At 72.7% G+C, this 24,702-nt stretch carries 24 protein-coding genes; 11 read left to right on the top strand and 13 right to left on the bottom strand.

Annotated elements, in window-relative coordinates; genetic code table 11:
• Positions 1-6 precede the first annotated feature (6 nt).
• The 9 genes from ABT369_RS42470 to ABT369_RS42510 form a co-directional block, all read right to left on the bottom strand.
• Positions 7-1,374, bottom strand: a complete 1,368-nt coding sequence (locus ABT369_RS42470; protein WP_350621444.1) for an aminotransferase class III-fold pyridoxal phosphate-dependent enzyme — start codon at positions 1,372-1,374, stop codon at positions 7-9.
• A complete protein-coding gene (locus ABT369_RS42475) occupies positions 1,371-1,934 on the bottom strand; it encodes an amino acid synthesis family protein (protein ID WP_344513343.1) in 564 nt (187 codons plus the stop codon). The genes ABT369_RS42470 and ABT369_RS42475 overlap by 4 nt, the downstream gene beginning before the upstream one ends.
• Before the next feature lie 90 nt (positions 1,935-2,024).
• The gene (locus ABT369_RS42480; protein WP_350621446.1) at positions 2,025-2,852 is read right to left on the bottom strand and encodes a nitrilase family protein; all 828 of its coding nucleotides are present in this window, start codon (positions 2,850-2,852) and stop codon (positions 2,025-2,027) included.
• Positions 2,849-4,333 carry an NAD-dependent succinate-semialdehyde dehydrogenase gene (locus ABT369_RS42485; protein WP_350621448.1) on the bottom strand — a complete coding sequence of 495 codons (1,485 nt, stop codon included), beginning with the start codon at positions 4,331-4,333 and terminating at the stop codon, positions 2,849-2,851. Before ABT369_RS42485 ends, ABT369_RS42480 begins: the two co-directional genes overlap by 4 nt.
• Positions 4,334-4,383: 50 nt before the next feature.
• A complete protein-coding gene (locus ABT369_RS42490) occupies positions 4,384-5,175 on the bottom strand; it encodes an IclR family transcriptional regulator (protein WP_350621450.1) in 792 nt (263 codons plus the stop codon).
• 122 nt (positions 5,176-5,297) lie between these two features.
• On the bottom strand, positions 5,298-6,449 hold the full coding sequence (locus ABT369_RS42495; RefSeq protein ID WP_350621452.1) for an ABC transporter substrate-binding protein: 1,152 nt from the start codon (positions 6,447-6,449) through the stop codon (positions 5,298-5,300).
• Positions 6,450-6,499: 50 nt separating this feature from the next.
• Positions 6,500-7,309, bottom strand: coding sequence for an ABC transporter permease (locus ABT369_RS42500; protein WP_350621454.1), 810 nt, complete (start codon positions 7,307-7,309; stop codon positions 6,500-6,502).
• Positions 7,309-8,100, bottom strand: coding sequence for an ABC transporter ATP-binding protein (locus ABT369_RS42505; protein ID WP_350621456.1), 792 nt, complete (start codon positions 8,098-8,100; stop codon positions 7,309-7,311). Before ABT369_RS42505 ends, ABT369_RS42500 begins: the two co-directional genes overlap by 1 nt.
• A gap of 129 nt (positions 8,101-8,229) precedes the next feature.
• Complete coding sequence (locus tag ABT369_RS42510) at positions 8,230-9,078, bottom strand: ABC transporter permease (RefSeq protein ID WP_350621458.1); 849 nt, start codon at positions 9,076-9,078, stop codon at positions 8,230-8,232.
• Between the two features lie 436 nt (positions 9,079-9,514).
• Between ABT369_RS42510 and ABT369_RS42515 the strand changes: the two genes are divergently transcribed.
• Genes ABT369_RS42515 through ABT369_RS42535 form a run of 5 tightly spaced genes read left to right on the top strand, consistent with a single transcriptional unit; the run spans position 9,515 to position 13,269 of the window.
• Positions 9,515-10,069 carry an RNA polymerase sigma factor gene (locus ABT369_RS42515; protein ID WP_350621460.1) on the top strand — a complete coding sequence of 185 codons (555 nt, stop codon included), beginning with the start codon at positions 9,515-9,517 and terminating at the stop codon, positions 10,067-10,069.
• Positions 10,066-10,875 carry a zf-HC2 domain-containing protein gene (locus ABT369_RS42520; RefSeq protein ID WP_350621461.1) on the top strand — a complete coding sequence of 270 codons (810 nt, stop codon included), beginning with the start codon at positions 10,066-10,068 and terminating at the stop codon, positions 10,873-10,875. The genes ABT369_RS42515 and ABT369_RS42520 overlap by 4 nt, the downstream gene beginning before the upstream one ends.
• On the top strand, positions 10,872-11,726 hold the full coding sequence (locus ABT369_RS42525) for an ATP-binding cassette domain-containing protein (protein WP_350621463.1): 855 nt from the start codon (positions 10,872-10,874) through the stop codon (positions 11,724-11,726). Before ABT369_RS42520 ends, ABT369_RS42525 begins: the two co-directional genes overlap by 4 nt.
• Complete coding sequence (locus ABT369_RS42530; RefSeq protein ID WP_350621465.1) at positions 11,723-12,616, top strand: hypothetical protein; 894 nt, start codon at positions 11,723-11,725, stop codon at positions 12,614-12,616. Before ABT369_RS42525 ends, ABT369_RS42530 begins: the two co-directional genes overlap by 4 nt.
• The gene (locus ABT369_RS42535; RefSeq protein ID WP_350621467.1) at positions 12,616-13,269 is read left to right on the top strand and encodes a hypothetical protein; all 654 of its coding nucleotides are present in this window, start codon (positions 12,616-12,618) and stop codon (positions 13,267-13,269) included. The genes ABT369_RS42530 and ABT369_RS42535 overlap by 1 nt, the downstream gene beginning before the upstream one ends.
• Here ABT369_RS42535 and ABT369_RS42540 read toward each other — a convergent pair.
• Both ABT369_RS42540 and ABT369_RS42545 read right to left on the bottom strand, forming a co-directional pair.
• Positions 13,256-15,451 carry an alkaline phosphatase family protein gene (locus ABT369_RS42540; RefSeq protein WP_350621468.1) on the bottom strand — a complete coding sequence of 732 codons (2,196 nt, stop codon included), beginning with the start codon at positions 15,449-15,451 and terminating at the stop codon, positions 13,256-13,258. The two genes, ABT369_RS42535 and ABT369_RS42540, sit on opposite strands and share 14 nt — an antisense overlap.
• A gap of 58 nt (positions 15,452-15,509) precedes the next feature.
• A complete protein-coding gene (locus tag ABT369_RS42545) occupies positions 15,510-16,256 on the bottom strand; it encodes a GntR family transcriptional regulator (RefSeq protein ID WP_350621470.1) in 747 nt (248 codons plus the stop codon).
• Between the two features lie 158 nt (positions 16,257-16,414).
• Between ABT369_RS42545 and ABT369_RS42550 the strand changes: the two genes are divergently transcribed.
• Genes ABT369_RS42550 through ABT369_RS42575 form a run of 6 tightly spaced genes read left to right on the top strand, consistent with a single transcriptional unit; the run spans position 16,415 to position 22,721 of the window.
• Positions 16,415-17,347: a phosphate/phosphite/phosphonate ABC transporter substrate-binding protein gene (locus ABT369_RS42550; protein WP_350621472.1), complete on the top strand. Its 933-nt coding sequence runs from the start codon at positions 16,415-16,417 to the stop codon at positions 17,345-17,347.
• 10 nt (positions 17,348-17,357) lie between these two features.
• Complete coding sequence (gene phnC, locus ABT369_RS42555) at positions 17,358-18,140, top strand: phosphonate ABC transporter ATP-binding protein (RefSeq protein ID WP_350621474.1); 783 nt, start codon at positions 17,358-17,360, stop codon at positions 18,138-18,140.
• Positions 18,137-19,861: a phosphonate ABC transporter, permease protein PhnE gene (gene phnE / locus ABT369_RS42560; protein ID WP_350621476.1), complete on the top strand. Its 1,725-nt coding sequence runs from the start codon at positions 18,137-18,139 to the stop codon at positions 19,859-19,861. The genes phnC and phnE overlap by 4 nt, the downstream gene beginning before the upstream one ends.
• Before the next feature lie 14 nt (positions 19,862-19,875).
• Positions 19,876-20,982 (top strand): TIGR03364 family FAD-dependent oxidoreductase, encoded by a 1,107-nt coding sequence (locus ABT369_RS42565; RefSeq protein WP_350621478.1) that lies wholly within the window; start codon positions 19,876-19,878, stop codon positions 20,980-20,982.
• Positions 20,983-20,992: 10 nt separating this feature from the next.
• The gene (locus tag ABT369_RS42570; RefSeq protein ID WP_350621480.1) at positions 20,993-21,661 is read left to right on the top strand and encodes an HAD-IA family hydrolase; all 669 of its coding nucleotides are present in this window, start codon (positions 20,993-20,995) and stop codon (positions 21,659-21,661) included.
• Positions 21,662-21,674: 13 nt separating this feature from the next.
• Positions 21,675-22,721: a zinc-binding dehydrogenase gene (locus ABT369_RS42575; RefSeq protein WP_350621483.1), complete on the top strand. Its 1,047-nt coding sequence runs from the start codon at positions 21,675-21,677 to the stop codon at positions 22,719-22,721.
• A gap of 174 nt (positions 22,722-22,895) precedes the next feature.
• Here the strand turns inward: ABT369_RS42575 and ABT369_RS42580 are convergent, their stop codons facing one another.
• Positions 22,896-24,038 (bottom strand): NAD(P)/FAD-dependent oxidoreductase, encoded by a 1,143-nt coding sequence (locus ABT369_RS42580; RefSeq protein WP_350621485.1) that lies wholly within the window; start codon positions 24,036-24,038, stop codon positions 22,896-22,898.
• Entirely contained in the window at positions 24,038-24,694 is a 657-nt protein-coding gene (locus tag ABT369_RS42585; RefSeq protein ID WP_350621487.1) for a peroxiredoxin, read from the bottom strand. Before ABT369_RS42585 ends, ABT369_RS42580 begins: the two co-directional genes overlap by 1 nt.
• Positions 24,695-24,702 lie beyond the last annotated feature (8 nt).

Here is a 24,702-nt window from a genome sequence, read left to right on the forward strand (position 1 = left end):
TCCAGTTCAGCCCTGGTAGTGCTCGTCGGCGAGGGCGAGGACCTCGTCGAGCACGCCGAGCGCCAGGTCGATCTCGGCGGCGTTGATGACCAGCGGCGGCGTGAGGCGCAGGACGTTGAAGTTGGCGGTGAGGTACACGCCCCGCTCCATCGCCGCCTTGAGCAGCTTGCCCACCGGGGCGGCCGCGGGTCCCTTGGCGTTGAACGGGACGAGCGGCTCCTTGGTCGCGCGGTTCTTCACCAGCTCGACGCCGTAGAAGAGCCCGCGGCCGCGGATGTCGCCGATGCTCGGGTGCCGCTCGGCCAGCTGGGCCAGGCCGGCGCCGAGGCGCTCGCCCATCGCCCGCGAGTTGTCCACGACGCCCTCGTCCTGCATGATCCGCAGCGAGGCCACGCCGGACGCGCACGCGAGGGGGTGACCGGCATAGGTCATGCCACCCCAGAACATGTTCGTCCGCAGCCACTCGGAGATCCGCTCGTTCACCGTCATCGCGCCGAGCGGGACGTAGCCCGAGTTCAGGCCCTTGGCGGTGATGAGGATGTCGGGCGTGACGTTCCAGTGGTTGCAGGCGAACCACTCGCCGGTGCGGCCGAAGCCGGCCATGACCTCGTCGAAGATCAGGATGATGCCGTACCGGTCGCAGGCCTCGCGCAGCGACTGCAGGTACCCGTCCGGCGGGTAGATCAGGCCGTTGGTCCCGGTGACCGGCTCGACGATGACGGCGGCGACGGTCTCGGGGTTCTCGTACTGCAGGATCTCCTCGAGGTGCGGCCCGCCCGAGCAGACCGGGCACGGGTCGGGGTGCCCGGCCGGGCAGCGGTACGTGTACGGGTCGAGCATCCGCACCACGCCGCTGATGCCCGGCTCCGCGGCCCACCGGCGCGGGTCGCCGGTGAGCGACATCGCGCCGGCGGTGGCGCCGTGGTACGAGCGGTACCGCGCGACGATCTTGTGCCGGCCGGTCACGTGGCGGGCGAGCCGCACCGCGTTCTCGTTGGCCGCCGCGCCGCCGGTGGTGAAGAAGCTCATCTTCAGGTCGCCGGGCGTCAGGTGCGCGATCAGCTCGGCCAGCTCGGCCCGCGAGCGCTCCGCGAAGCCGGGGCCGATGTAGCACAGCTCCTCGGCCTGGGCGCGGATCGCCTCGACGAGGCGGGGGTGCTGGTGGCCCAGGTTCAGGTTGACGAGCTGCGACTGGAAGTCCAGGTACTTGCGGCCGTCGTAGTCCCAGAACCACGAGCCCGAGCCGCCGGCGACGGGGATCGGGTCGAGCGAGCCCTGCACCGACCAGGAGTGGATGACGTACTCCTTGTCGACCGCCTTCACCCGCTCCGCGGTCCAGGCGTCGGTGTCGATCTGGTGCTCGGTGATGGTCATGCGCCGGCCTTGACCTCGGCGCCGAACGTGGCGAGGCGGGCGAGCGGGCGGCCCGCGTTCGCCGCGGCGACGATCACGAAGATCTCGCGGGGCCGCGGGACGTCGGCGACCTGCAGCGTCACCGTCTGGTGGTGCGAGCGGGTCTTCGAGTCCAGCTTGTGCTTGAGCGGGATGTCGATCGGGCTGCCGGTGAGCCCGACCTTCTCGGCCGCCGGGAGCAGCTCGGTGCCGCCGGCCGCGTTGCGGAACATGTTGCCGAACCGCAGGTTGTGAATGAGCGCCGAGCCGTGCTCGAGCTCCCCGTCGATGCCGACGAGCGCCGCCTTGCCGAAGGCCTCGACCTCGTCGCCCAGCAGCTCGACGCAGGCCGGGCCGATGAGGCTGCCGATCTCCTCGCCCAGCTCGTCGGCGAGGGTCACCAGATCCTGCACGTACTCGCTGGGGTAGGGGTTCTCGATGACGACCCCGACGAACGCGACGCGGTGGCGGGGCTGCACGTCCTGACCGTTCTCGAGCCAGGTCTCCTCGAGGTGGCGAACGATCTTCCGGACCCTGATCACGATCACTCCTCTGTGGTTCATTCAACGAACCGTCGGTTCAAATACTGTAGACACTGCGGGGGACTGTCAAGAGCCGTGAGGACTCGAAGCTCAGCTCGAGTAGAGGTCGGTGCGCCGGTCAGCCAGAGGCTGGTTGAACGGGTTCTCCCGGCGCTCCCGACGGGTGCCGACGAGGTCGACCTCGGCCAGCACCAACTCTTCGCGGTCGCGGCTCGCGGGCTCGGCCAGCGGCCAGCCGTCGGGGCCCACGAGCACGGACCGCCCGACGAACTCCTGCCCGCGCTCGACGCCGATCCGGCTGATGCCGGCGACGTAGAACTGGTTGCTGTGCGCGCCCGTCATGCACATCAGGTGCGCCATCGCCGGCCCGGTGTCGGGCTGCCCGGGCACGGGCACCCAGTTCGACGGCAGCACGAGAAGATCCGCACCTTGTACGGCCGCGCTGCGGAACATCTCGGGGAACCAGGCGTCGTAACAGATCCCGACGCCGATGCGCCCCAGCGGGGTGTCGAACACCGGGAAGCCGGCCGTGTTGGGGTCGTAGATACGTTTCTCGTCGTTCCACAGGTGGGCCTTGCGGTACGTGCCCAGGTGGCCGTCCGGCCCGAGCACCACCGCGGAGTTGTAGACCCGGTCCCCGTCGAGCTCGGTCAGGCCGCCGACGATCCAGATCCCCAGCTCCGCCGCGAGCGCGGCCCAGCCGGTGCTCGTGGGACCGTCGGGTATCGGCTCCGCGTACTTCGCCGCCTCCGCCCGGTCCGCGAACACGTAGCCGGCCGAGGACGCCTCGGGCAGGACGACGAGCCGGGCCCCCTCGGCCGCGGCCCGCCGGATCCAGCCCGACGAGGCCGCGAGGTTTCCCCCGACGTCACCGAGGACCGGTTCCCACTGGACGCCGGCCAGGATGAAGCCGGTCACCAGGCCGCCCGGACGGCCGTGTACTTGATGTTCAGGTACTCGTCGATGCCGACCCGCCCGCCCTCGCGGCCGAGGCCGGACTGCTTCACCCCGCCGAACGGCGCCGCCGGGTTGGAGATGACGCCCTGGTTGAGCCCGACCATGCCGCTCTCGAGGCGCTCGCTGACGCGCAGGCCCCGGGCCAGGTTCTCGGTGAAGACGTAGGAGGCGAGGCCGTATTCGGAGGCGTTGGCCAGGCCGACCGCCTCGTCCTCGGCGTCGAAGACCACGATCGGGGCCACCGGGCCGAAGATCTCCTCGCGGACCGTCCGGGCGTCGCCGGGCACGTCGGCCAGGACCGTCGGGGCGAAGAAGTAGCCGTCGCCGGCGACGGCCGCTCCCCCGGTCACGACCCGGGCGCCGGCCGCGGTCGCGTCGGAGACCAGCTCGCCGACCGACTTCACGGCGTTGCCGTCGATGAGCGGGCCCACCTCGGTCGCGGGGTCGAGCCCGTGCCCGACGCGCAGGCGGCCCAGGCGCTCGGCCAGGCCGCCGACGAACCGCTCCGCGACGGAGCGGTGGACATAGAAGCGGTTGGCGGCGGTACAGGCCTCGCCGACGTTGCGCATCTTGGCCTGGACGGCCCCCTCGATGGCCAGATCGAGATCGGCGTCGTCGAAGACGAGGAACGGCGCGTTGCCACCGAGCTCCATGGACGTGCGCAGCACCCGCTGGGCGGCCTGGCCCAGCAGGGTCCGGCCCACCTCGGTCGAGCCGGTGAACGACACCTTGCGCAGCCGCGGGTCGTCCAGCAGCGCCGAGCTGGCCTCGCCCGAGCGGGCGGTGGTGAACACGTTGACCACGCCCCGCGGGACGCCGGCCTCCTCGAGGATCGCCACCAGCGCCAGCATCGACAGCGGGGTCTGCTTGGCCGGCTTCACCACGACCGTGCAGCCGGCCGCGAGCGCGGGGCCGATCTTGCGGGTGCCCATCGCCATCGGGAAGTTCCACGGGGTGATGAGCAGGCACGGGCCGACCGGCTGACGCATGAGCAGCACCCGGGAGCCGCCGGCCGGGGCCGGCAGGTAGCCGCCGTCGATGCGGACGGCCTCCTCGGCGAACCAGCGGAAGAACTCCGCCGCGTAGGTGACCTCGGCCTGCGACTCGGCGAAGGCCTTGCCCATCTCCAGGGTCATCAGCCGGGCCAGGTCGTCGCGGCGCTCGACCATCAGCTCGAACGCCCGGCGCAGCACCTCGCCGCGCTCGCGCGGTGCCGTGGCGGCCCAGGCGTGCTGGGCCCGGTCGGCGGCGGCCAGGGCGTCGAGCGCGTCGGCGACGGATGCGTCGGCGACATCCGCGATCACCGAGCCGGTCGCCGGGTCCTCGACGCCCAGGGCCTTGCCGCCCTGGGCCGCCCGCCACTCGCCGTCGATGTACAGGCCCTTCGGCACCCGGCCGGCCACCGCCGTCGCCGCGGCCAGCGCCTCGTCAAATGCGGCCATTGCTTCCTCCTCCACCGGCCGGTCGTCGCCGGTCCGGTCCGTCGCCGGCGTTACAGCCGGCCTAGCCCACTGGGCAGCTCGATGTCGGTATTGCTGAGCAGCTCGCTGAGTTGGCGGGCGGCCTTCATGACCGACTCCGCCACGTCGTCGATGCTGTCGCGGGTGAGCCGGTAGGTGGGGCCGCCGATCCAGACCGCGTACGGCGTGGCGCCCCGGATTCGCACCGGCGCGGCCACGGAGGCCGCGCCGACCTCGAGCTCGTCGTAGGCGAACGCGAACCCGCGGGCGCGGACCGCGGCCAGCGAGTCCATGAACGCGTCCAGGTCGCCGACCTCCGGCGGGGCGTAGGTGGCGAACTCCTCGGCGAAGTCGGCGCGGACCTCGGCCGGGTCGAGCGCGGCCAGCAGCACCTTGCCGGTGGACGTGGCCCACACGGGCTGGGTCCGCGGCACGGGCTTGAGGGTCTGGCCGATGAGCGAGGGTCCCGGCACCTGGGCCACGACCATCACCTTCGGGGCGAGCAGGACGTCGAAGCCCGCCGTCTCCCGGGTCTCCCCCGCCAGGCCGCGCAGGACGTCGCGCATGTGGCCGTAGGCGCCGCCGCCGTCGAGCAGGCCGCCCACGATGGACAGCAGGCCGAGGGACACGCGGTACCGCCGCGTCACCGGGTCGAGGGTCAGCCAGCTCTCCCGCTCGAGCACGGTCAGCACCCGGTAGCAGGTCGCCTTCGGGATGCCCGCCTCGCGCGCGACCTCGCTGAGGCCGACGCCCTCGGGGTGGGCGGCCACCGCGCGCAGCAGCCAGATGGTGCGCCGGACCAGCCCGGCTTCACCAGATGCCATCGAGTACCTCCCGTTATCCGCATGTCATCGTCAGCGGCAATTCTTTCGATGCCATCCTGGCAGGCGCGGCGGGCCACCGGGATGCCGGACGAGGCCGTGACCCCGCCCGGCATCCCGCGCGGCTACTTGCCGCCCTCGGTGATCGTCGGCGTCTCGGGCTTGTAGGAACTGCCCACGACGTCCACGCCGGACGCCTTCAGCTCCTCGCGGGCCTTGTCGGACAGGTCGGTACGGAACGCGCTGCTGTCCGGCTTGCTCTTGAGCACGCCGCCCTTGATCGCGATGTCGATGGTGGAGTCCCACGACTTCTGGTCCATCGCGCCGATGCCGTTCGGCGACGGCCAGATCAGCTTGTTGACCTCGGTGAGCATCCAGGTCTGGTGACCGGTGCCCAGCGCGCTGCCGTGGTTGAGCACGATGTCGACGCAGCCCTTGAGGTCGTCGCGGCAGGCGGCCCAGCCCTGGAACGACGCCTTGAGGAACTTCACCGCGGTGTCCTGGTTGGCCTGGTCCTTGAGCCAGTCCCCGCGGCTGTAGACGCCGTCCTCGAGGCTGGTGTAGCCGGCGTCCTGCAGGCTGATCGCGGTGAAGTCCGACGGCTGGTACAGCTTGCCGGTCTTCGGGTTCTTGGTCTCCAGCAGCTGGGCGTACTCGTTGTACGTCTTCGCCTGCGCGCTGTCGACCTCGCGCTTGAGCAGCAGCGACATGTCGAACGGCTGCTGGATGATCTGGGTGTCCTTGGTCGGCTCGACGCCCGCGCCGCGCATCGCCGCGTACTGCACCAGCTCGTTGCCGTAGCCCCAGCTGCCGGTCTTCTTGCCCTTGAGGTCGGCGAGGGTCTTGATGCCCGAGTCGGCCCAGGCGACCTGCAGGTACGCGCCGCGCTGGAAGACCTGGCCGATGTTGACGAGGTCGGCGCCCTGCTCGCGGGTCGCCATCGTCTTGGTGACGTGGCTGACCGCGAACTCGGCGTTGCCGGACGAGAGGACCTGCTGGGGGACGATGTTGACGCCGCCCTCCTGGATGGTCACGTCCAGGCACGCCGCGTCGTAGAAGCCCTTGTCCTTCGCCGCGTAGTAGCCGGCGAACTGGGCCTGGGCGACCCACTGGAGCACGACGCGGACCTTGGTCTTCGACGTGCAGTCCTTGCCGGCGTCGGACGCGGCCTGCGTGCCGCTGTCGGACATGCCGCCACAGCCGGACGCGAGCAGCGCGGTGGCCGTGAGGGCGCTCAGACCGGCTGCTAACCGGCCCGGCCGTCTACGAAGGAACATGCTGACTCCAAAGCAGAGAAGAGTTTGGGGGGTTTGCGGGGGTGTGACGCCTACGGGTTCTCGTCGTGCAGCGAGGAGTGCCACGGCATGAGGAGGCGCTCCAGCAGCGACACGACACCGAACATGGCCAGGCCGAGCACGCTCGCCACGAGGATTCCGGCCCAGGCGTAGTCGAACCGGGGCAGCGACGCCTGCGAGGCGATGTAGACGCCGAGTGCGTTGCTCGGGCCGCCGAAGTACTCGGTCACGATCACGCCGATGACGGCGAGGGTGGAGCCGAGCTTCAGCGCGTTGAACAGGAAGGGCAGCGCGTTGGGCAGCCGCAGCATCAGCGCCACGTGTCGGGGCTTGGCCGCCAGCGACTGCATGAGCTCCAGGTGCAAGGGTGAGACCTGCAGCAGGCCCCGGGTCGTGTTGACCAGAACGGGGAAGAACACCATCACGGCGGCGACGCCGGCCTTGGAGACCAGGCTGGTGACGCCGAACCAGTTGTTGAAGATCGGGGCCAGGGCCACGATCGGGGCGCAGTTGATGATGACGGCCACCGTGAGCACGGGCCCGGACATGCTCGGGAACCGGCTCAGCACCAGCGCCACCACGACGCCCCAGGCCACGCCCATGAGCAGGCCGAGCAGGACCGCCTCGACGGTGATCCGGGAGGCCGACATGATCGTGGTGAACTGGCCGGCGAACGCGGACAGGATCGCGGTCGGCGTCGGCAGGATGAACGACGGGACGTCGAACACGATGACGGCGAGCTGCCAGGCGCCGAGGATCACCAGGGCGGTGACGGCGACCGGCAGGACGCGGCCGAGCTGGGCCCGTAGCCGGGACGGCTGGACGGCCTGGGTGACGGCCATCAGGCGGCCTGCTCGGCGAGCTCGCTGTGCAGGGCCGTGCGTGCCTCGGTCACCTTGGCGAAGAACGCTTCGGTGGTACGGGTGGCCGAGGTCCTCGGGTACGGCAGGTCCACGTCGATGCTCGCGGCGATCCGGCCCGGGCGGGCCGACATGACGACGATCCGCGAGGACAGGAAGACGGCCTCGGAGATGCTGTGCGTGACGAACACGACCGTGGTCCGGGTGTCGGCCCAGATCCGCAGCAGCTCGCCCTGCAGCCGCTCCCGGTTCATCTCGTCCAGCGCGCCCAGCGGCTCGTCCATGAACAGGATCGCGGGGTCGGCGGAGAGCGCGCGGGCGATCGCCACCCGCTGCTGCATGCCGCCGGAGAGCTGCCACGGGAAGTGCTTGGCGAACTCGGAGAGCCGGACGAGCTCCAGCATCTCCTGCGCCTTGGCCCGGCGGGTCGGCTTGTCGGCCCCGGCGACCTGCAGCGGCAGCTCCACGTTGCGCTGCACGCTGCGCCAGTCGAACAGGCCGGCCTGCTGGAAGACCATCCCGTAGTCGCGGTCGCTGCGGGCGGCGCGGGGCGTCTTGCCGTTGAGCGTCACCGTGCCGCTGGTCGGCTCGGTGAGGTCGGCCAGCACGCGCAGCAGCGTGCTCTTGCCGCAGCCGCTCGGGCCGAGCAGCGACACGAACTCGCCGCGCTCGATCGTCAGGTCGATGTTCTGAAGCGCGGTCACCGAGCGCTTGCCGCCGCTGTTGAACTCTTTGTTGACTCCGCGGACGGAGATGATGGCGGGCTCAGTCATCAGCTACTCCAGGCACATGTCGAAGGTTCGGTGCGGTCTTGCCACCGCGGACGCCGGGATTCCTGGCGGGAGCGACGGTCCGCAGGTGACGCGGTCCGAGCCATGGGCTTCTGGCTCTTGCTGGACCGCTCACGCATGGCGGTGCCGGAGCGCGAATCGCTCGATCAGGCCCAGCAGCTGCACGAAGACGATGCCGGCGACCGCGGAGACGAGGACGGCCGCGTAGAGCTTCTCCGGGCCGTTCGAGTAGTAGTAGGCGAAGGTGAGGATCGACCGGCCGATGCCGCGACCGGTGCCGGCCGACAGCTCGCCGACGATCGCGCCCACGACGCTCGCCGTCGCGGCCAGCCGGAGCCCGGCGAACACGAACGGCAACGACGCCGGGACGCGCAGCCACCACAGCACCTGGAGGCGCTTGGCCCCTACGCTGTGCATGAGCTCCAGGTGCACCTTCTGCGGCGACTTCAACCCGCGCAGCGTGTTGATCGTGACCGGGAAGAACGCCAGGTAGGCGGCGATGCCGGTCACGGCGATCCAGGGCGGGGCACCGGCCTTGCCGCCCCAGATCACGATCATCGGGGCGATCGCCACCAGCGGGACCGTCTGCGAGGCCACCAGCCACGGCATCAGGCCCTTGCTGATCGGTACCACGTTGAGGAACACGATCGCGAGCAGCAGGCCGAGCACGGAGCCGGCGACGAGGCCGTAGAGGGCCTCGCGCAGCGTCACCGTGGTCTCGCCGATCAGGTACGCGGCCAGCGACGTCGAGTCGCCGCGCCGGGCCGGCTCGATCAGCGAGTGCAGGATCGTCGAGAGGTGGGGCATCGACAGGTCGTCGGTGGCCACCGGAAAGCCGATCTTGGTCCCCGGGATGACGTCGCCGACCGCTTGGCCCAGCGCCTTGTACCCCTCCCAGAGCCCGGCGAGCAGCGCGACGACCCCGATCGAGCCGACGATGTTGATGACGTGTTTCTTCACGTTAGGTCCGCGAAGGGACCGGCCCTGCGCCAACTGCTGCCGCCCGCGCTGGGCGCGCCCCGTCTCGGCCGAGGTCGGCGGCGGAACGATCTTTGTCGCGGTCATGTGCAGGCACTCTCCGAAACCTCTCGGGAGCCGTCGTCCGGCGGTAGTGTTTCACTCAGTGAACCGTTGGATCGGATCACTCAGTGAACTGGTGGTTCACGATAGAGCCGTGACTCACGGCACGTCAATGCATCCGGCAACGCGGATCTCACGCGTTTCGGCGGGCCGTCCAACCGCAGGTGACCTGGGTATTTCCGCGCATTTCAGGTGGATTTCGCGTCGCCCGAACGGCCGAGCCCGTCCCCGGCCGGACAGGTACAGGCCGGCGACCGCCGGGAGAATGTCGCCTCGGTGGTGATCCGCTCGGGCCGCCGGTCGCGACAGTGGAGGCATGCAGACGCCCCCGCCGAGCGACGCCGACCTGATGGCTCAGGTCGCGGCCGGTGACGAACGCGCGCTGCGCGAACTCGTCGAGCGGCACTCGGCGTGGCTCGCGCTGCGGCTGCGGCGGCGGACCCCCGACGAGGAGATCGCCGCCTCGGCCCTGCAGGACACGTTCGTCGCGGTCTGGCGCCAGGCGCGGCACTACCGCGGCGACGGCGACGTCGGTGCGTGGCTGTGGGGCATCGCGATCCGGCAGCTGATCTCGCGGCTGCGGGGCCGGCGCGGGCCGACGCCGGTCAGTCAGCAGGTCGTCGCCGCCCTGTCGCCGACCCTGCGCAGCGCCGAGGACGAGCTGCTGGCCGCCGTCGAGCACGGCGATCTCGGCGCGGCCCTGCGCGGGCTGTCGCCGGAGCTGCGCGAGGCGCTGCAGGTGACCGTGCTCGACGGGCTCAGCACCCGGGAGGCGGCGCTGCTGCTCGGGGTGCCGCAGGGCACGGTGAAGAGCCGGGTGCGGCTGGCCAAGGCCCGCCTGCGCCGGCAGCTGATGGAAGGACTCGCATGAGCTGGCACGTCGACGAGCGGGCCTGGCGCGCGTATGCGGCCGGGGAACTCGACCCGGTGGCCGAGACGGCCTTCGAGCAGCACGTGACGGCATGCCCGGACTGCCGCGCCGGTGCGCGCCCGCTGGTGCCCGACGCCGGGGCACTCTGGACGGCGGTGCACGCCGAGGTCACCCGGCCCCGGCGACCCTGGCCGCTGCGCCTGCTCGCCCGGCTCGGGGTGCCGGAGTCGGACCTCGTCGTCGTGGGGGCCGCCCGCGACCTGCTGCTGTCCTGGTCGGTGGCGGTCGGCGCCGCGGTGTGCTGCGCCTTCCTCACCGGTCTCGCGCCGGTGCGCCTGCCGGGCGGGCCGCCGGCGCTGTTCCTGCTGCTCGCGCCGTTGATCCCGGTGCTGGCGGTCGTCGCGACGTACGACACCACCGACCCCTTCCGCGAGGTCACCGCGACCACACCCTTCTCCAAGCTGCGGCTCGCCCTGCTGCGCACCACGGCCGCGCTCACCGCGGCGGTGCCGCTGACCGTCGCGGCGGCCCTGGCCGTCCCGGCGCTGCACGGCTACTTCGCCACCTGGCTGTTGCCGGGTCTGGCGCTCACCGTGGCCACGCTGATCCTGCTGACCTGGCTCACCGCCCGGGTCGCCAGCGCGGTCGTGGCGGCCGGCTGGCTGGCCGCCGCCTCCGCCGCGGCCGGAGCCGGCGGCATCCAGGCCGTGACGACCGCCGCCGGCCAGGCCGGCTCGGCCCTCGCCGTGGCCGTCCTCGCCGTCGTGCTCGTGCACGTCACCACCAACCATGGAGCCGCCCGATGACCGCCACCCTGACCGACGTCTCGAAGCAGTACGGCCGGACCGTCGCGCTGCACCCGACGACCCTGCGGCTCGACGAGGGCGTGGTCGGGCTTCTCGGCCCCAACGGCGCCGGCAAGACCACCATGCTGCGGGTGCTGTCGAGCGCGCTCGCGCCGAGCACCGGCACGGTGACCGTGGCCGGTCACGCCGTCACCGGCTCGCACGCCGAGCGCACCGAGGCCCGCCGCCGGATCGGCTACCTGCCGCAGGAGGTCGTCTTCCCCCGCGGCATGACCGCGTTCGGGTTCCTCGACTACATCGCCGTGCTCAAGGAGTGGGCCGACACCGCGCGCCGGCACGACGAGGTGCGCCGGGTGCTCGGCCTGGTCGGTCTCGGCGAGCGCGCCACGGTCAAGGTGAAGGCGCTCTCCGGCGGGCAGCGGCGCCGGCTGGCGATCGCGCAGGCGCTGCTGGGCGATCCGGCGCTGCTGATCCTCGACGAGCCCACCACCGGCCTCGACCCGGAGCAGCGTGCCTCGCTGCGGGGCCTGCTCTCGGGCCGGCCGGGCACCGTGCTGATCTCGACGCATCAGACCGAGGACGTGTCGGCGCTGTGCGACCGGGTCGTCGTGCTCGACGCCGGCCGGGTGCGCTTCGACGGCACCGTGCCTGAGTTGCTCGCCACGGCCGCCGGCCGGGTGCATCAGGGCGCCGCGCCCAGCCCCGGTGCGGTGCAGACCTGGCGGACCGGCACCGGGCTCATCCGATCGGTCGGCGGCCGGCCCGCCGCCGGCTCCTCCACCGTCGAGCCCACGGTCGAGGACGCGTACCTGTTGCTCAGAAGCACCGCCCCCGAAGGAGCCGTGGCATGACCGCTTCCGTCACACCCACCGAGCCCATGCTGGGCGTCCTGGCCCGGCAGGAAATCCGCCACTACCTCACCGCCAAGCTGTACTGGCTCGGCGCGGCCCTGCTCGCCGTCGTCACCGTCATCGGCTTCGTCGACCCCACCGCGGCGTCCGGCGGCGGCGAGTCCTCGACCATGAGCATGATCGGGCCGGCCGCGCTGCTCGGCGTGCTCGGCCTGATCATCATGGCCGGGCTGACCCGCCGGTCCGACCGTGCGGCCGCCGCGGCCGGTTCGGTCGCCGTCCCGGAGCGCACCCGCACGGCGGCCCTGGCCGCGTCCGTCGTCGTCCCGCTGCTGACGGCCCTCGTGTGGTACGCCGCGGCCCTGGTCGACTACCAGGTCAACCCGCCGTCCCCGTCGACGGTGCCGTTCGGGCCGTTCGGCGCCGGGCACGTCTTCGCGGTGATGTTCGCGCTCGGCGTGGTGCCGGCCCTCGGCGGGCCGCTGCTCGGCCTGCTCATCGCCCGCTGGCTGCCCGGCCGGGGCGTCACCCCGCTCGCGGTCGTGCTGGTCGTGCTGGTCACGATCCTGATGCAGGGCAACTTCCAGTCCACCTGGCGGTGGCGGGTGATCTGGCCGTGGACCTACTGGTACGGCCCCCTCGGCTGGAACAGCGGCACCGGCCACTGGGTCGCGCTGCCCGGCTCGCCGCTGCTGTGGATCGTCTACCTGCTGGCCCTGTGCGGGCTCGGCCTCCTCGTCGCGGTCTACCACGACCCGGAGTCGAACCGGGCCCGGCTGCGCCTGCTGATCGCCGCGGCCACCGTCGCCGCGGTGCTGGCCCTCGTGCTCACCATGGTCCTCGGGCTGCCCGACGCGGCGTTCAACCCGCTCGCCGGCCCGAACGTCTGATGCCGCGCCACGCCGCGCGGGCCGTGCCCTGGCCGCTCGTCACGGTCGCCGCCCTGCTCATCGCCGGGCTGCTGGCGGCGGTCCGCTACGACAACTGGACGCTCTGGCCCCTGCAGGGCACCGCGGTCGGCCTGCTCGCCGGTGCGGTCGGCTGGTGCCTCGACGAGCCGGCCGCCGCGGTGGTCGACCCCGCGCCCCGCGGCCTGGCGTGGCGCACCCTGGCCCGGGCGAGCGGCATCGCGGTGCTGCTCGCCGCCTGGTCGGCGGCGGTGTGGTGGGCACGGGCCGAGCTGTACGGCCACCCCTGGGCCGTCCTCGGGCAGGGCTACGCCGCCGCGGTCATCGCGGCCGCGTGGGTCACCTGGCGCCGGACCCGCGGCGAGGCCACGCCCGGGCAGCGCTGGGCGATCGCGGTCGTCCCCGCGGTCACGGTCTGGGCGTTGGTCCGGCCGCTCGAGCGGCACGTGCCCGTCTTCCCGTACGCGTTCGGTGGCGGCTTCGGCGACTGGACGGCCAGCGCCCGGGGGTGGGCCGTCGCCGGCGGGGCCGGGGCCGTCGCGCTCGCGCTGGCCCTGATCCGCGACGGCCGCCCGTGGCGCCGCCCGGCCGCGATGGCCGGGCGGCGCCGTTCTCAGAGCGTCAGCGCACGGTGACGCCGTCGAGCATCCAGTACCAGTTGTTGTTCGCGTCGTACATGCGGAAGGTCACGCGCATCGTGCGGGCGCCGGCGGGCACGGTCACGCCGAGGGACTCGTCCCTGGCGATGGCGTCCGCGCGGTAGGCCTTCACCGTCGTGGCCGGGCCGCCGTCGAACGAGACGAGCACGTCGCCCTTCTGGCTGCCCTCCTGGCGGTACAGCGTGGTGTAGGCCAGGGTCACCGAGGTCTTGCCCGTGACGGAGTACGCGGGCGAGATCAGTGCGGAGTCGAACGCGTTGCCGCCGGTCTTGTCGGCGAACTCGTCGGTGTCGGCGACGGCGATGACGCCGCGGCCGCGTACGCCGAGCTCGCGGGACTGGCCGGCCTCGGCCCGGGTCCAGAACTCGTCGGTGGTCAGTGCCCAGCCGCGCCACTCCGTCACGCCGCCCGTCGGCATGCGGCTGTTGTCGATGGTCCAGCCGGCCGCGCCGGTGTGGGTGAAGCCGGGCACGCCCGCGGGGATGCCGGTCTCGTCGACGCGACCGGACAGGGCCGGGTAGGCGGCGTCGAAGCCGTCGGCGCGGGTGGTGAACAGCGAGCGGCCGTCCAGGTTCCACGCGGGGTTGACGCTCACGCCCACGTGGCCGAGGGCGGTCACCGCGACGTCGACGAGCCGGGTGTCGATCGGGCGCTGGCCGGCCGCGATGCCGGGGCCGTTGGCGATGACGAAGGTACGGCGCTCGGGGATCGAGTTGCCGCCGTGGCCGCCGGCGTCGGTGTGGCCGTGGTCGGTCGCGACCTCGATGAGCCAGTGCTCGCCGGCGTAGGTGGCCCGGGTGCGCACGGCGGTGAGCAGCTGCCCGACCTGGGCGTCGGAGCGGGCCAGGGCGGCCAGGTAGGCGGGGCTGGCCGCGCCGGAGGCGTGCCCGGCCTCGTCGACCGCGCCGAGGTACACGAACGCGGCGTCGGGGTTCTGGTCGTGCAGCACCCGGGCCGCGACGTCGGCGATGCGGGCGTCCTCGCCGGTGTAGCCGTTGCCGTCGCCGTCGAGCACGACCCGGCCGTCGATGGCGCTGGAGAACGTGCCCTTCGTGCCGAGCGCGGCCCAGTCGACGGCGGCGAAGGTCGACAGGGCGGGGCGGGCCTGCTCCATCCGGGTGAGGAAGTCGGGGAACTGGGCGTACCGCTGGCCGGCGAAGGTGTTGTCGGTGACGCCGGCCTTGTCCGGCCAGGCGCCGGTGGCGATCGTGGACCAGCCGGGGCCGGAGAGCGTCTGGGCCATCGGCTGGCTGTAGAGCAGGCTGGTGCCGTAGAGGCCGCCGGTGACGAGGCTCCACAGGTTCGGCGCGTTCGCCTGCGTGATCTTGTCGTTGCGCAGGCCGTCGAGGCCGATCACGAGCGTCTTGGCGGTGCTGACGCCGTTGGGCAGCGTCGGGGCCGGGACCGGGTTCGGGACCGGGGGCGGCGGCGCGCTGATCGGCGTGTCGGCGACGGTGACGTCGTCGATGGCCCAGTACCAGTTGTTCGCGGCGTCGTAGAGCCGCCAGGCGAACCGGGCCGTGGTGGCACCGGCGGGGACGCTGACGGCGCGGGTCACGTAGGCGTTCTGGGCGTCGGCCCCGCCGTTGGCGTCGGCCGCATTCGGTCCATAGTGGACGATGGTGCTCGCGGCGCCGCCGTCGAAGGACACGGTGACGTCGGCCTTCTGGTTGCCCTCCTGGCGGTAGTGGCTGGCGAAGCCGAGGTACAGGGTGCTGGTGCCGGACGGGATCGCGACCGGCTGGCCGGACAGCGTCGAGTCGAAGGTCGTGCTCGCGGTCGGGTTGCCGCGGTCGTCCCACTCGTCGGGGTCGGCGACCGCGAACACGCCGCTCGCGCGGGTGAAGTTGCCGCGGTCCTGGGTGTCGGCCGCGGTCCAGAACGGCATCGTGGTGAACGACCAGCCGCGCCACTCGCGCACGCCGTCGGCCATGCTCGGCTTGACGGCGACGGACCAGCCGGCCGGGGCCGTGTGCGTCCAGCCGAGGGTGCCGGCCGGGATCGACTCGTCCAGCGCCGGCTGCAGCTGCCCGGCGAGCGAGTCGAAGTTCTGGGTGGCCACCGTCGCGGCGCGGGCGGGCGGGGCGCTCGCGGCGGTGAGTCCCGCGGCCGCGACGGCGGCGGCCACGGTACCGATGAACATGCGTCGATATGCCATGGGCTGGAACTGTCGGGCCTCCAGGTGAATCCCCGGCCCCGGGTGAGCGACCGCCCGCTTATCGTTGCGTGATCAAGCGCGTCTCGAAGCCGATGCGGTCGCCGCGGTACAACGACCGCACCCGCTCGATCGGGATGCCCGCCGGATCGCGGCTGAGCCGCTGCATGAGCAGCATCGGCAGGGCCGGATTGGTCTGCAGCAGCAGCGCCTCGCGCGGGCTGGCCAGCGCGGTCTCGATGCGCTCGGTCGCCTCGGCCCAGACCACGCCGAGCTCGTCCTGCATGAAGCGGTACAGCGAGCCGCTCGGATCGAACCGCTCGAGCAGCGCCGGGTACCGCCGCGCGGGCAGGTACGTGGTCTCCAGCCCCAGCGGCTCCCCGTCGGCCCGCAGCACCCGCTCCAGCCGCACGATCGCGGCGCCCGGCGCGATCTCGAGGGCCGCGGCGATCTCGTCGTCGGCCGGGACCTCCTCGAGCGCGACGACGATCCGGGACGGCTCGTAACCCAGCGCCCGCAGTGCCTCGGTGTAGCTGGTCAGCGAGAGCGGGTGGATGAGCTTGGGCCGGGCGACGAAGGTCCCGCGGCCCTGCTGGGCGGTGAGCCGGCCCTCGACCACGAGCTCCGAGATCGCCTGGCGGACCGTCGAGCGGGCGACGTTGAAGCGGCCGGCGAGGTCGCGCTCCGGCGGCAGCGGCGCCCCGACGCCGAGGTGGGCGATCTCGTCCAGGATCAGGGCCTTGACGGCGTAGTACTTCGGAACGCGGCCGTGAACCGGAATACCCGAGCGGTGGAGCGACGCCGACATGGGGTCCTACCTTAGGCGACGCGGGTTCGATAACAAAGCCATAACAGGTCCGAACCTTTGAGGCTCGTTTCCCGCCGTTGGCCGACGCGTTCCCGGCCCGTTCACCTCCCATCCCTACCTTGGCGGCCGCCAATGGGGACATCGACGAGGAGTTGACCATGAAGATCTCCACCCGAGTCGTGCTCGGTGCCGCCGCCGCGTTACTGCTGCTGGCCGGCACCGCCGCATGCTCCTCCGACGACAGCAGCACCTCTGCCGACGCCGGCTCCTCGGCCGCGTCGGGCAAGTTCGCCAAGGACTCCGGCACGCTCGTCTTCGGCGTGGTGCCCGACACCGCGTCGACGCAGCAGAACTACCAGCCGCTGCAGGACTACATCGCCAAGATCTCCGGGCTCAAGGTCGAGTACCGCGAGTCCTCGGACTACGCCGCGCTCATCGAGGCCTCGGTCTCCGGCAAGGTCGACATCGCCAGCTTCTCCGGCTTCACCTACGTGACCGCGAAGAACAACGGCGCCAAGATCACGCCGTTCGCCTCCATCATCACCAAGCAGGGCCAGGAGCCCGGCTACTACTCCGAGGCCATCGCCCCGGAGGGCTCGTCCATCAGCAAGATCGAGGACTTCAAGGGCAAGAAGGTCTGCTTCGTCAGCCAGACCTCGACCTCGGGCTACCTGTACCCGAGCTACAACCTGCTCAAGGCCGGCATCGACCCGACCAAGGACATCACGCCCGTCTTCGCGGGCAAGCACGACGCGTCGGCGCTCAAGGTCTCCCAGGGCAGCGAGTGCGAGGCCGGCTTCGCCGAGGACGTCGCCGTCGAGGCGCAGAAGGGCCTGAAGGTCATCAACAAGACGTTCGTCATCGGCGCGCCGATGACGCTGTCGGACGCCCTGCCGGCCGACCTCAAGCAGAAGCTCGTCTCCGGCCTGCAGAACGTCACGATCGACCAGATCAAGTCGGCCGGGATCGCCGGGGCGGACAGCGACAACTTCAAGAAGACCTTCTACGCGCTGGCGCCGGTGGACGACGCGAAGTACGACATCATCCGGGATCTGTGCAAGCAGACCAAGGCCGCGGCCTGCAACGGCTGAGGACACGACAATGACGGTCAGTGACGCGGCACCCGCGGTCGAGGTGCACGGGCTCAGCAAGACCTTCGGGCAGGTCGCCGCCCTGCGGGACGTGTCACTGACGGTCAAGCGCGGTGAGATCGTCGTCCTGCTCGGGCTCTCGGGCTCGGGCAAGACGACGCTCCTGCGCCACATCAACGGGCTGGAGACGCCGAGCGAGGGCCGCCTCGCCGTGCTCGGCCAGGACCTCGCGGGCCTGCGCGGCCGGGAGCTGCGCCGGATGCGCGGCCGCATCGGCATGGTCTTCCAGCAGTTCCATCTCGTCAGCCGGCTCACGGTGCTGGAGAACGTGCTCACCGGGGCGCTGGCCGGCCTGCGCGGCCCGCGCCTGGGCATCGCCTCCTACCCGCGCGAGCTGCGCCACCGGGCGCTCACCCAGCTCGACCGGGTCGGCCTGCTCGACAAGGCCTACCAGCGCGCCGACGCGCTCTCCGGCGGCCAGCAGCAGCGGGTCGCGATCGCCCGGGCCCTCATGCAGGGGCCCGAGATCCTGCTCGCCGACGAGCCGGTCGCCTCGCTCGACCCGGAGTCCAGCGACCAGGTGATGGCGCTCATGCGCGAGATCGCGGCCGAGAACCAGCTCACCGTCGTGTGCAGCCTGCACCAGGTCGAGATCGCGCTCGCCTGGGGCCAGCGGATCGTCGGCATGCGCAACGGCGGCGTCGTGCTCGACGAGCCGGCCGCGAACCTCACCCGCGAGACGGCGATGCGCATCTACGGCCGCATGACGGCGTCGCTGGCGGAGTCCAAGTGAGCACGACCCTTCCCTCGCTCGACGTGCGGCGGGTGCCCCGGCGCCCGGGCCCGTCGAAGGCCTCCGTGGTCGCCGGCGTGCTCGCGGCGGGGCTGCTCGTGTTCGCGGTCTGGTCGCTGGCCCAGATCGGCTTCACCGCCGAGACGTTCACCGAGAGCGTCGACAAGGTGGGACCGTTCCTCGACCGGGTGCTGCCGCTGCGGTTCCCGCCCATGGCGGAGCTGGTCCGGTCGATCGGGATCACGCTCGGGGTGGTGCTCTGCGGTACCGTCCTGTCGGCATTGATCTCCATGCCGATCGCCTACATCTCGGCCCGCAACACCAGCCCGGCGCCGTGGCTGATCCCGATCGGCCGGGCCGTCGGCGTCATCGCCCGCGCGGTGCCGGACGTCGTGCTGGCCATGCTGTTCGTGCTGCTGTTCACGCTCGGCTCGCTGCCCGGCATCCTGGCGATCGCCCTGCACTCGATCGGCATGATCTCGAAGCTGTTCGCCGACGCCATCGAGCAGATCGACGAGGGCCCGCGCCAGGCGATCCGGGCGACCGGCGCCTCCCGTGCCCAGGAGTTCTGGTCCGGCATCTTCCCCCAGGTGCTGCCGTCGTGGATCGCCACCACGCTGCACCGGGCCGACATCAACCTGCGCGGCTCGGTGCTGCTCGGCTACGCCGGCATCATCGGCCTCGGCTACGACCTGCGCCTGGCGCTGGAGTCGCTGAGCTACCGCCGCGCGATGGCCTTCGCGCTGGTCATCTTCGGGCTGTGCGTCGTGTTCGAGATCGTCTCGACGGTCATCCGGGCCCGGCTGCTCGGCTCGGCGCCCGCGGGGCAGAGCCTCGGCGCCCGGCTCGCCCGCCGGCTCCCCCGCGCGCCACGCGACCCCGGCGAGGCGCCCGCGGTGCCGCACCCGCAAGCCGACCGGGCCGCCGCCGTGGCGGCCGCCATGCGCCGGCCCTGGTCCCGCGACCGGATCGCGTCGACGGCGTCGATCACCGCCGCGGTCGTGGTCATCGCCGCCGCCGTGATCGGGTCCGAGGCGAAGTGGCTCGACCTGTTCAGCTTCTGGGGCCAGATCCCGTTCCTGCTCGAGCGCACCTGGCCGCCGTCGATCGAGCCGCGCACCTGGACGAACGTCTTCGACGCGCTGCTCGTCACGCTGGAGATCGCGGCCGCGGCCACCCTGCTCAGCCTCGTGTTCTCGCTGCTGATCGGGCCGCTGGCCGCCCGCAACGCGGCCCCCGGCGGCGTCGTGCGCGCGCTCGCCCGGCTGCTGCTGCTCGTCATCCGCTCGGTCCCCGAGCTCATCCTGGCCATCGTGCTCATCATCATCACCGGCCTCGGCCCGCAGGCCGGCACCATCGCCCTCGCCTTCGTCGGCGTGGGGCTGCTCGGCAAGCTCATCGCCGACTCGCTCGAGGAGACGCCGGCCGGCCCGCAGCTCGCCGTGCGCTCCGTCGGCGGTACCCGGACCCAGGTGTTCTTCTCCGCCACCGCCCGGCTGAGCGTGCCGGCCCTCGTCGGGCACACGCTGTACCTGTTCGACAGCAACATCCGCTCGGCGACCGTGCTCGGCATCGTCGCGGCGGGCGGCATCGGCTACTACCTCATCGACGCCACCCGGGTCTCGCGCTACGACCAGGTGACCGCGTTCGTCATCGTGCTCGTGCTCGTCGTGCTGGTGGTCGAGGGCATCTCCATGGTCATCCGCCGGGCGCTGCGGTGACGGGCTCGCTCACGATGTCCGACGAGCCCTTCGATCTCGCCGTCGTCGGCGCCGGCATCGTCGGGCTCGGGCACGCCGCCGCCGCGCTCGAGCGGGGCCTGCGCGTGGTGGTCGTCGACCGCGCCACCGAGATCACCGGGGCCAGCGTGCGCAACTTCGGGCACGCCTGCGTCACCGCCCAGACCGGCCGGGCCCGCGAGTACGCCGAGCGGTCCCGCGAGCTGTGGCTGCGCTACGCCCGCCGGGCCGGCTTCTGGGCCCGCGAGTCCGGCACGCTGGTCGTGGCCCGGGCCGCCGACGAGCTGGCCGTGCTGGACGACTGGAGCCGCGACGAGCCGGGCCTGACCCTGCTCGACGCCGGCGAGGTCGCCGAGCGCGCGCCGGTGCGGGCCGCGACCGGCGGCGCCTTCCTGCCCCGGGACCTGCAGGTCGACCCGCGGGAGGCGGCCCCGGCGCTGGCCCGGCACCTCGCCGCGGCCGGGGCCGGGTTCCGCTGGCGCACGGCGGCCCTCGGCGCCGGCGACGGCGTCCTGCACACGTCCCGCGGGCCGATCCGCGCCGGTGCGATCGTGTTCGCCGTCGGCCACGACGTCGACCAGCTCTACCCCGACGTCGCCGAGGGGGCCGGCGTGGTGCGGTGCGGCCTCGACATGCTCCTGGCCGAGCCGGCGGCCCTGCGCGCGCCGCTGCCGCACCCGGTGCTGACCGGCTGGTCGCTGCTGCGGTACTCGGCGAGCAACGCCACCCCGGCCGCCAAGGCGCTGCGCGAGCGGCTCGCCACCGAGCACCCGGAGCTCTACGCGCTGGATCTCAACCAGATGTACACCCAGCGCCCCGACGGCACCCTCGTCGTCGGCGACACCCACTACCGAGGCACCGCGGTGGCACCGTTCCAGGCCGAGGCCTCCTTCGCCGCCCTGGCCGGCGTCACCGAGGAGCTCTTCGGCGTCGAGCGGCTGCCGATCCGCGAGCGGTGGCAGGGCGTCTACGCCTCCGGGCCGGAGGAGTTCCTCATCGCCGCCCCGGCCGACGGGGTGCGGATCGTGTCGGTCACCACCGGCATCGGCATGACCACGGGCCTCGGCCTGGGCGAGGCCGTCATCACCGAGTTGTTGGGATAAGGACGAACAGATGCCATTCGAGACCGTGGTACTGGACCTGGCCGGCACGACCGTCGTGGACGACGGACTCGTGGAGCTGAGCTTCGAGCGCGCCTTCGACCGGGTGCTGCCCGGCGACCCCGGCCGCGCCGCCGCCCTTGAGCACGTGCGGGTCACCATGGGCCAGTCCAAGATCGAGGTCTTCCGCGCCATCGCCGACGAGGACACGGCCCAGCGGCTCAACCGGGCCTTCGAGGACGCCTACGCCGAGCAGGTCGCCGAGGGCCGGTGCGCGCCGATCCCCGGCGCCGAGGACACGGTCCGGCAGCTGCGCGAGCGCGGGCTGGCCGTCGTCTTCACCACCGGCTTCGGCCGCGCCACCGCCGACGCCGTCGTCGACGCCCTGGGCTGGCGCTCGCTCGCCGACGCGGTGCTCACCCCGGCCGACGCGGGCCGCGGCCGTCCCGCCCCCGACCTGCCGCTGACCGCCCTGCTGCGCACCCGGGCCAGCGCCGTGTCCGCGCTCGTCGTGGTCGGCGACACCGAGTCCGACGCCGCCTCGGGCGTGGCCGCCGGGGCCGGGCTGGTCGTCGGCGTGCGCACCGGCGGCCGCGAGGAGCGGGCGCTGCTGGCGGCCGGGGCCCACGCGGTGATCGGCAGCGTCGCGGAGCTGCCGGCGCTCATCGATGCGAGCCGCTGAGGTGGGGGGCGGGGTGCGGTACGCCCGCTGGGACGGCGTCGGCGCGCCGTTTCGCATCGTCACCGCCGACGCGCCGGCCGTGGCCGCGGGCGAGGTGCTCGCCGAGATCGAGCTGGCCACGATCTGCGGCAGCGACCTGCACACGGTCTCCGGCCGGCGCCCCGCCCCGGCCCCCACGGTCCTCGGCCACGAACAGGTCGGCCGGGTGGTCGCGGCCGGTGCCGGTGTACCGCTGCGACCCGGCGACCGCATCGTGTGGTCCGTGACCGTCTCCTGCGGCGCCTGCTCCCGCTGCGCGCGCGGCCTGGAGCCGAAGTGCGAGCGGCTGCGCAAGTTCGGGCACGAGCCGATCGCGGCCGGCTGGACGCTCAGCGGCGGCTTCGCCACCCACGCGCTGCTGCCGGCCGGCACCACGATCGTGCCGGTCCCGCCCGGCCTGCCCGCCACCGTGGCCGCGCCCGCCTCCTGCGCGACGGCGACCGTCGCCGCGGTCCTGGACGCCGTCCCCGCCCTGGCCGGCCGGCGGGTGCTCGTCACCGGCGCCGGCCTGCTGGGCGTCACCGCGGCCGCCATGGCCTCGGCCGCCGGGGCGGAGGTCACGGTCTGCGACCCGGACCCCGGCCGCCGGCGCCGGGCCGCCGACTTCGGCCCCGCCCACGTGACCGGCCCGGACGCGCTGCCGACCGGCGTCGACGTCGCCGTCGAGCTGTCGGGCTCGGCGACGGCCGTCGCGGCGGGCCTGGCCGCCCTCGGCGTCGGCGGGCACCTGGTGCTGGCCGGCTCCGTCGCCCCCGGGCCGCCGGTCGCGCTCGACCCCGAGCGGGTCGTGCGCAACTGGCTGACCGTGACGGGCGTGCACAACTACCGGCCGGCGCACCTGACGCGGGCGGTCGACTTCCTGGCCGCCCACCACGAGCGCTTCCCGTTCGCCGCGCTCGTCGGCGACCGCTTCGCCCTGGACGACCTCGACCACGCCATCGCTTCGGCGGCGGACTCGGCCGCCCTGCGCCAGGCTGTCGATCCCGCCCGGCGGCCGGAGCTTTCGCCGCCGAGCAAGTGACCGCGGACTCGGCCGCCCTGCGCCAAGCTGTCGATCCCGCCCGGCGGCCGGAGCTTTCGCCGCCGAGCGAGTGACATTGGATCGGGGTGACCATCCGCGGACCTGGCAGCGTCGGCGCGCAGCGCCCAGCGGTGCCTGGCGGGAGCGACGGTCCGCACCCCCGCGGACCCGAGCCTAGAAGTTGGTCCAGTCTCGGCCGAACCACCGCCGTGCCCGATCGGCGCCGAAGGCCGACTTGTCCGCGCGGTAGACCGCGGACGCGTCGTCGAACCGGCCGGTCGGGCGCTCGCCCTGCCGGAACGTGACCTCGACGCGGCCGATCTCCTCGTGCCCGAACTCGATGTAGCACACGCCGGTGCCCCCGTAGGTCGAGGCGGACTCGACGCCGCGGTGCCGGGCGATGATCCGGTCGGCGACGACGGCCGCCTGCCCCTCGGCGAACACGCCCGCCTTGGGGGTGCCGACGCTCGTCACATCGCCGACGGCGTACACGTCGGGGAACTTCGTCTCCAGCGTGCGCGAGTCGACCGGAATCCACCCGTCGACGCACATCCCGGAGTCGCGTACCACCTCGGGCACGCGGTGCACGGGCACGCCGAGGAACAGGTCGAACGGCATCTCGTCGCCGTCGGCGAGCACGGCGACCCGCCGCTCGGCGTCGAGCCGCCGCACCACCCGGTCGGGATGCCAGGCGATGCCGCGCTCCGCGAACGCCGTCAGCAGCGCCCGCGACCCCTCCGGCGAGGGCGGGATCGGCGCGCCCAGCGGCATGACCAGCGCGATCTCCGACCGTTCCCGGAGCCCCCTCGACACCAGGAAGTCGTGCATCATCAGCGCGGTCTCGCTGGGCGCGGGCGGGCACTTGAACGGCGTCGACGTGACCCCGACGATGACCCGGCCGCCGGGGAAGCGCTCGAGCACCTCGCGGGTGGCGAACGCGCCGGCCACCGTGTAGAACTCGTGCCCCGCCTCGACCAGGCCGGGCGTCGCCCCGGGGTCGAGGTCGGCGCCGAGGGCGACGACCATGACGTCCCCCTCGAAGCTCCCGGCATCCGTCCGCACCCGCCGCGCGGCCGGGTCGATCGCGCGGATGGCCGTGCGGACGAACCGGACGCCCGGCTTGACCAGGTCGTCGTAGGAGTGCCGCACCGCCTCGCCGGTGGTGCGGCCGAACATCACGTCGAGCTTGGAGAAGCCGAACACGAAGCCGTCGCCCTGGTCGATCAACGTGACCTCGGCCTCGTCGCCGAGCGCGTCGGAGAGCCGGGCCGACAGCTCGAGGCCGCCGAACCCGGCCCCCAGCACCAGGACTCGCATCAGGCCGGCTGCGCGACGATGCGGATGTACGGCTTGGGCTGCTTCCACACCCCGAAGATCTCCCGCGCCTGCTCGTCGGAGACCGACCCCGCGATCACGACGTCGTCGCCCGGCCGCCAGTTCACCGGCGTGGCGACCTTGTGCTTCGCGGTCAGCTGCAGCGAGTCGATGACCCGCAGGATCTCGTCGAAGTTGCGGCCGGTCGTCATCGGGTAGAGCAGGAGCAGCTTGATCTTCTTGTCCGGCCCGATCACATAGACGCCGCGGACCGTCTGATTGTCGGCGGCGGTCCGGTCGGCCGGGTCGCCGCTCACGTCGGCGCCCAGCATCCCGTAGGCCTTGGACACGACGAAGTCCGCGTCGCCGATCATCGGGTAGTTGGGCGCGGTGCCCTGAGTCTCCTCGATGTCGGCGGCCCACCGGGCGTGCTTGTCGACCGGGTCCACCGACAGCGCCATGATCTTCACGCCGCGGCGGTCGAACTCGGGCTTGATCGCGGCCATGTAGCCGAGCTCGGTGGTGCAGATCGGCGTGAAGTCCTTGGGGTGCGAGAACAGCACCGCCCAGGAGTCGCCGATCCACTCGTGGAAGCTGATCGCGCCGTCCGTGGTCGCCGCCACGAAGTCGGGGGCGATGTCGCCAATGGTGAGGCTCATCGAATGCT

The organism is Dactylosporangium sp. NPDC000244, assembly GCF_040300725.1.
Classification (GTDB): domain Bacteria; phylum Actinomycetota; class Actinomycetes; order Mycobacteriales; family Micromonosporaceae; genus Dactylosporangium.

What these genes read in the sequence shown, in the direction of transcription:
- ABT369_RS42530 (WP_350621465.1), top strand. Translation starts at nt 11,723, where the DNA reads ATGACCGCTTCCGTCACACCCACCGAGCCCATGCTGGGCGTCCTGGCC.
- ABT369_RS42505 (WP_350621456.1), bottom strand. Translation starts at nt 8,100, where the DNA reads ATGACTGAGCCCGCCATCATCTCCGTCCGCGGAGTCAACAAAGAGTTC.
- ABT369_RS42515 (WP_350621460.1), top strand. Translation starts at nt 9,515, where the DNA reads ATGCAGACGCCCCCGCCGAGCGACGCCGACCTGATGGCTCAGGTCGCG.
- ABT369_RS42520 (WP_350621461.1), top strand. Translation starts at nt 10,066, where the DNA reads ATGAGCTGGCACGTCGACGAGCGGGCCTGGCGCGCGTATGCGGCCGGG.
- ABT369_RS42565 (WP_350621478.1), top strand. Translation starts at nt 19,876, where the DNA reads ATGTCCGACGAGCCCTTCGATCTCGCCGTCGTCGGCGCCGGCATCGTC.
- ABT369_RS42545 (WP_350621470.1), bottom strand. Translation starts at nt 16,256, where the DNA reads ATGTCGGCGTCGCTCCACCGCTCGGGTATTCCGGTTCACGGCCGCGTT.
- ABT369_RS42580 (WP_350621485.1), bottom strand. Translation starts at nt 24,038, where the DNA reads ATGCGAGTCCTGGTGCTGGGGGCCGGGTTCGGCGGCCTCGAGCTGTCG.
- ABT369_RS42585 (WP_350621487.1), bottom strand. Translation starts at nt 24,694, where the DNA reads ATGAGCCTCACCATTGGCGACATCGCCCCCGACTTCGTGGCGGCGACC.
- ABT369_RS42470 (WP_350621444.1), bottom strand. Translation starts at nt 1,374, where the DNA reads ATGACCATCACCGAGCACCAGATCGACACCGACGCCTGGACCGCGGAG.
- ABT369_RS42500 (WP_350621454.1), bottom strand. Translation starts at nt 7,309, where the DNA reads ATGGCCGTCACCCAGGCCGTCCAGCCGTCCCGGCTACGGGCCCAGCTC.
- ABT369_RS42495 (WP_350621452.1), bottom strand. Translation starts at nt 6,449, where the DNA reads ATGTTCCTTCGTAGACGGCCGGGCCGGTTAGCAGCCGGTCTGAGCGCC.
- ABT369_RS42570 (WP_350621480.1), top strand. Translation starts at nt 20,993, where the DNA reads ATGCCATTCGAGACCGTGGTACTGGACCTGGCCGGCACGACCGTCGTG.
- ABT369_RS42540 (WP_350621468.1), bottom strand. Translation starts at nt 15,451, where the DNA reads ATGGCATATCGACGCATGTTCATCGGTACCGTGGCCGCCGCCGTCGCG.
- ABT369_RS42490 (WP_350621450.1), bottom strand. Translation starts at nt 5,175, where the DNA reads ATGGCATCTGGTGAAGCCGGGCTGGTCCGGCGCACCATCTGGCTGCTG.
- phnC (WP_350621474.1), top strand. Translation starts at nt 17,358, where the DNA reads ATGACGGTCAGTGACGCGGCACCCGCGGTCGAGGTGCACGGGCTCAGC.
- ABT369_RS42535 (WP_350621467.1), top strand. Translation starts at nt 12,616, where the DNA reads ATGCCGCGCCACGCCGCGCGGGCCGTGCCCTGGCCGCTCGTCACGGTC.
- ABT369_RS42550 (WP_350621472.1), top strand. Translation starts at nt 16,415, where the DNA reads ATGAAGATCTCCACCCGAGTCGTGCTCGGTGCCGCCGCCGCGTTACTG.
- ABT369_RS42485 (WP_350621448.1), bottom strand. Translation starts at nt 4,333, where the DNA reads ATGGCCGCATTTGACGAGGCGCTGGCCGCGGCGACGGCGGTGGCCGGC.
- ABT369_RS42525 (WP_350621463.1), top strand. Translation starts at nt 10,872, where the DNA reads ATGACCGCCACCCTGACCGACGTCTCGAAGCAGTACGGCCGGACCGTC.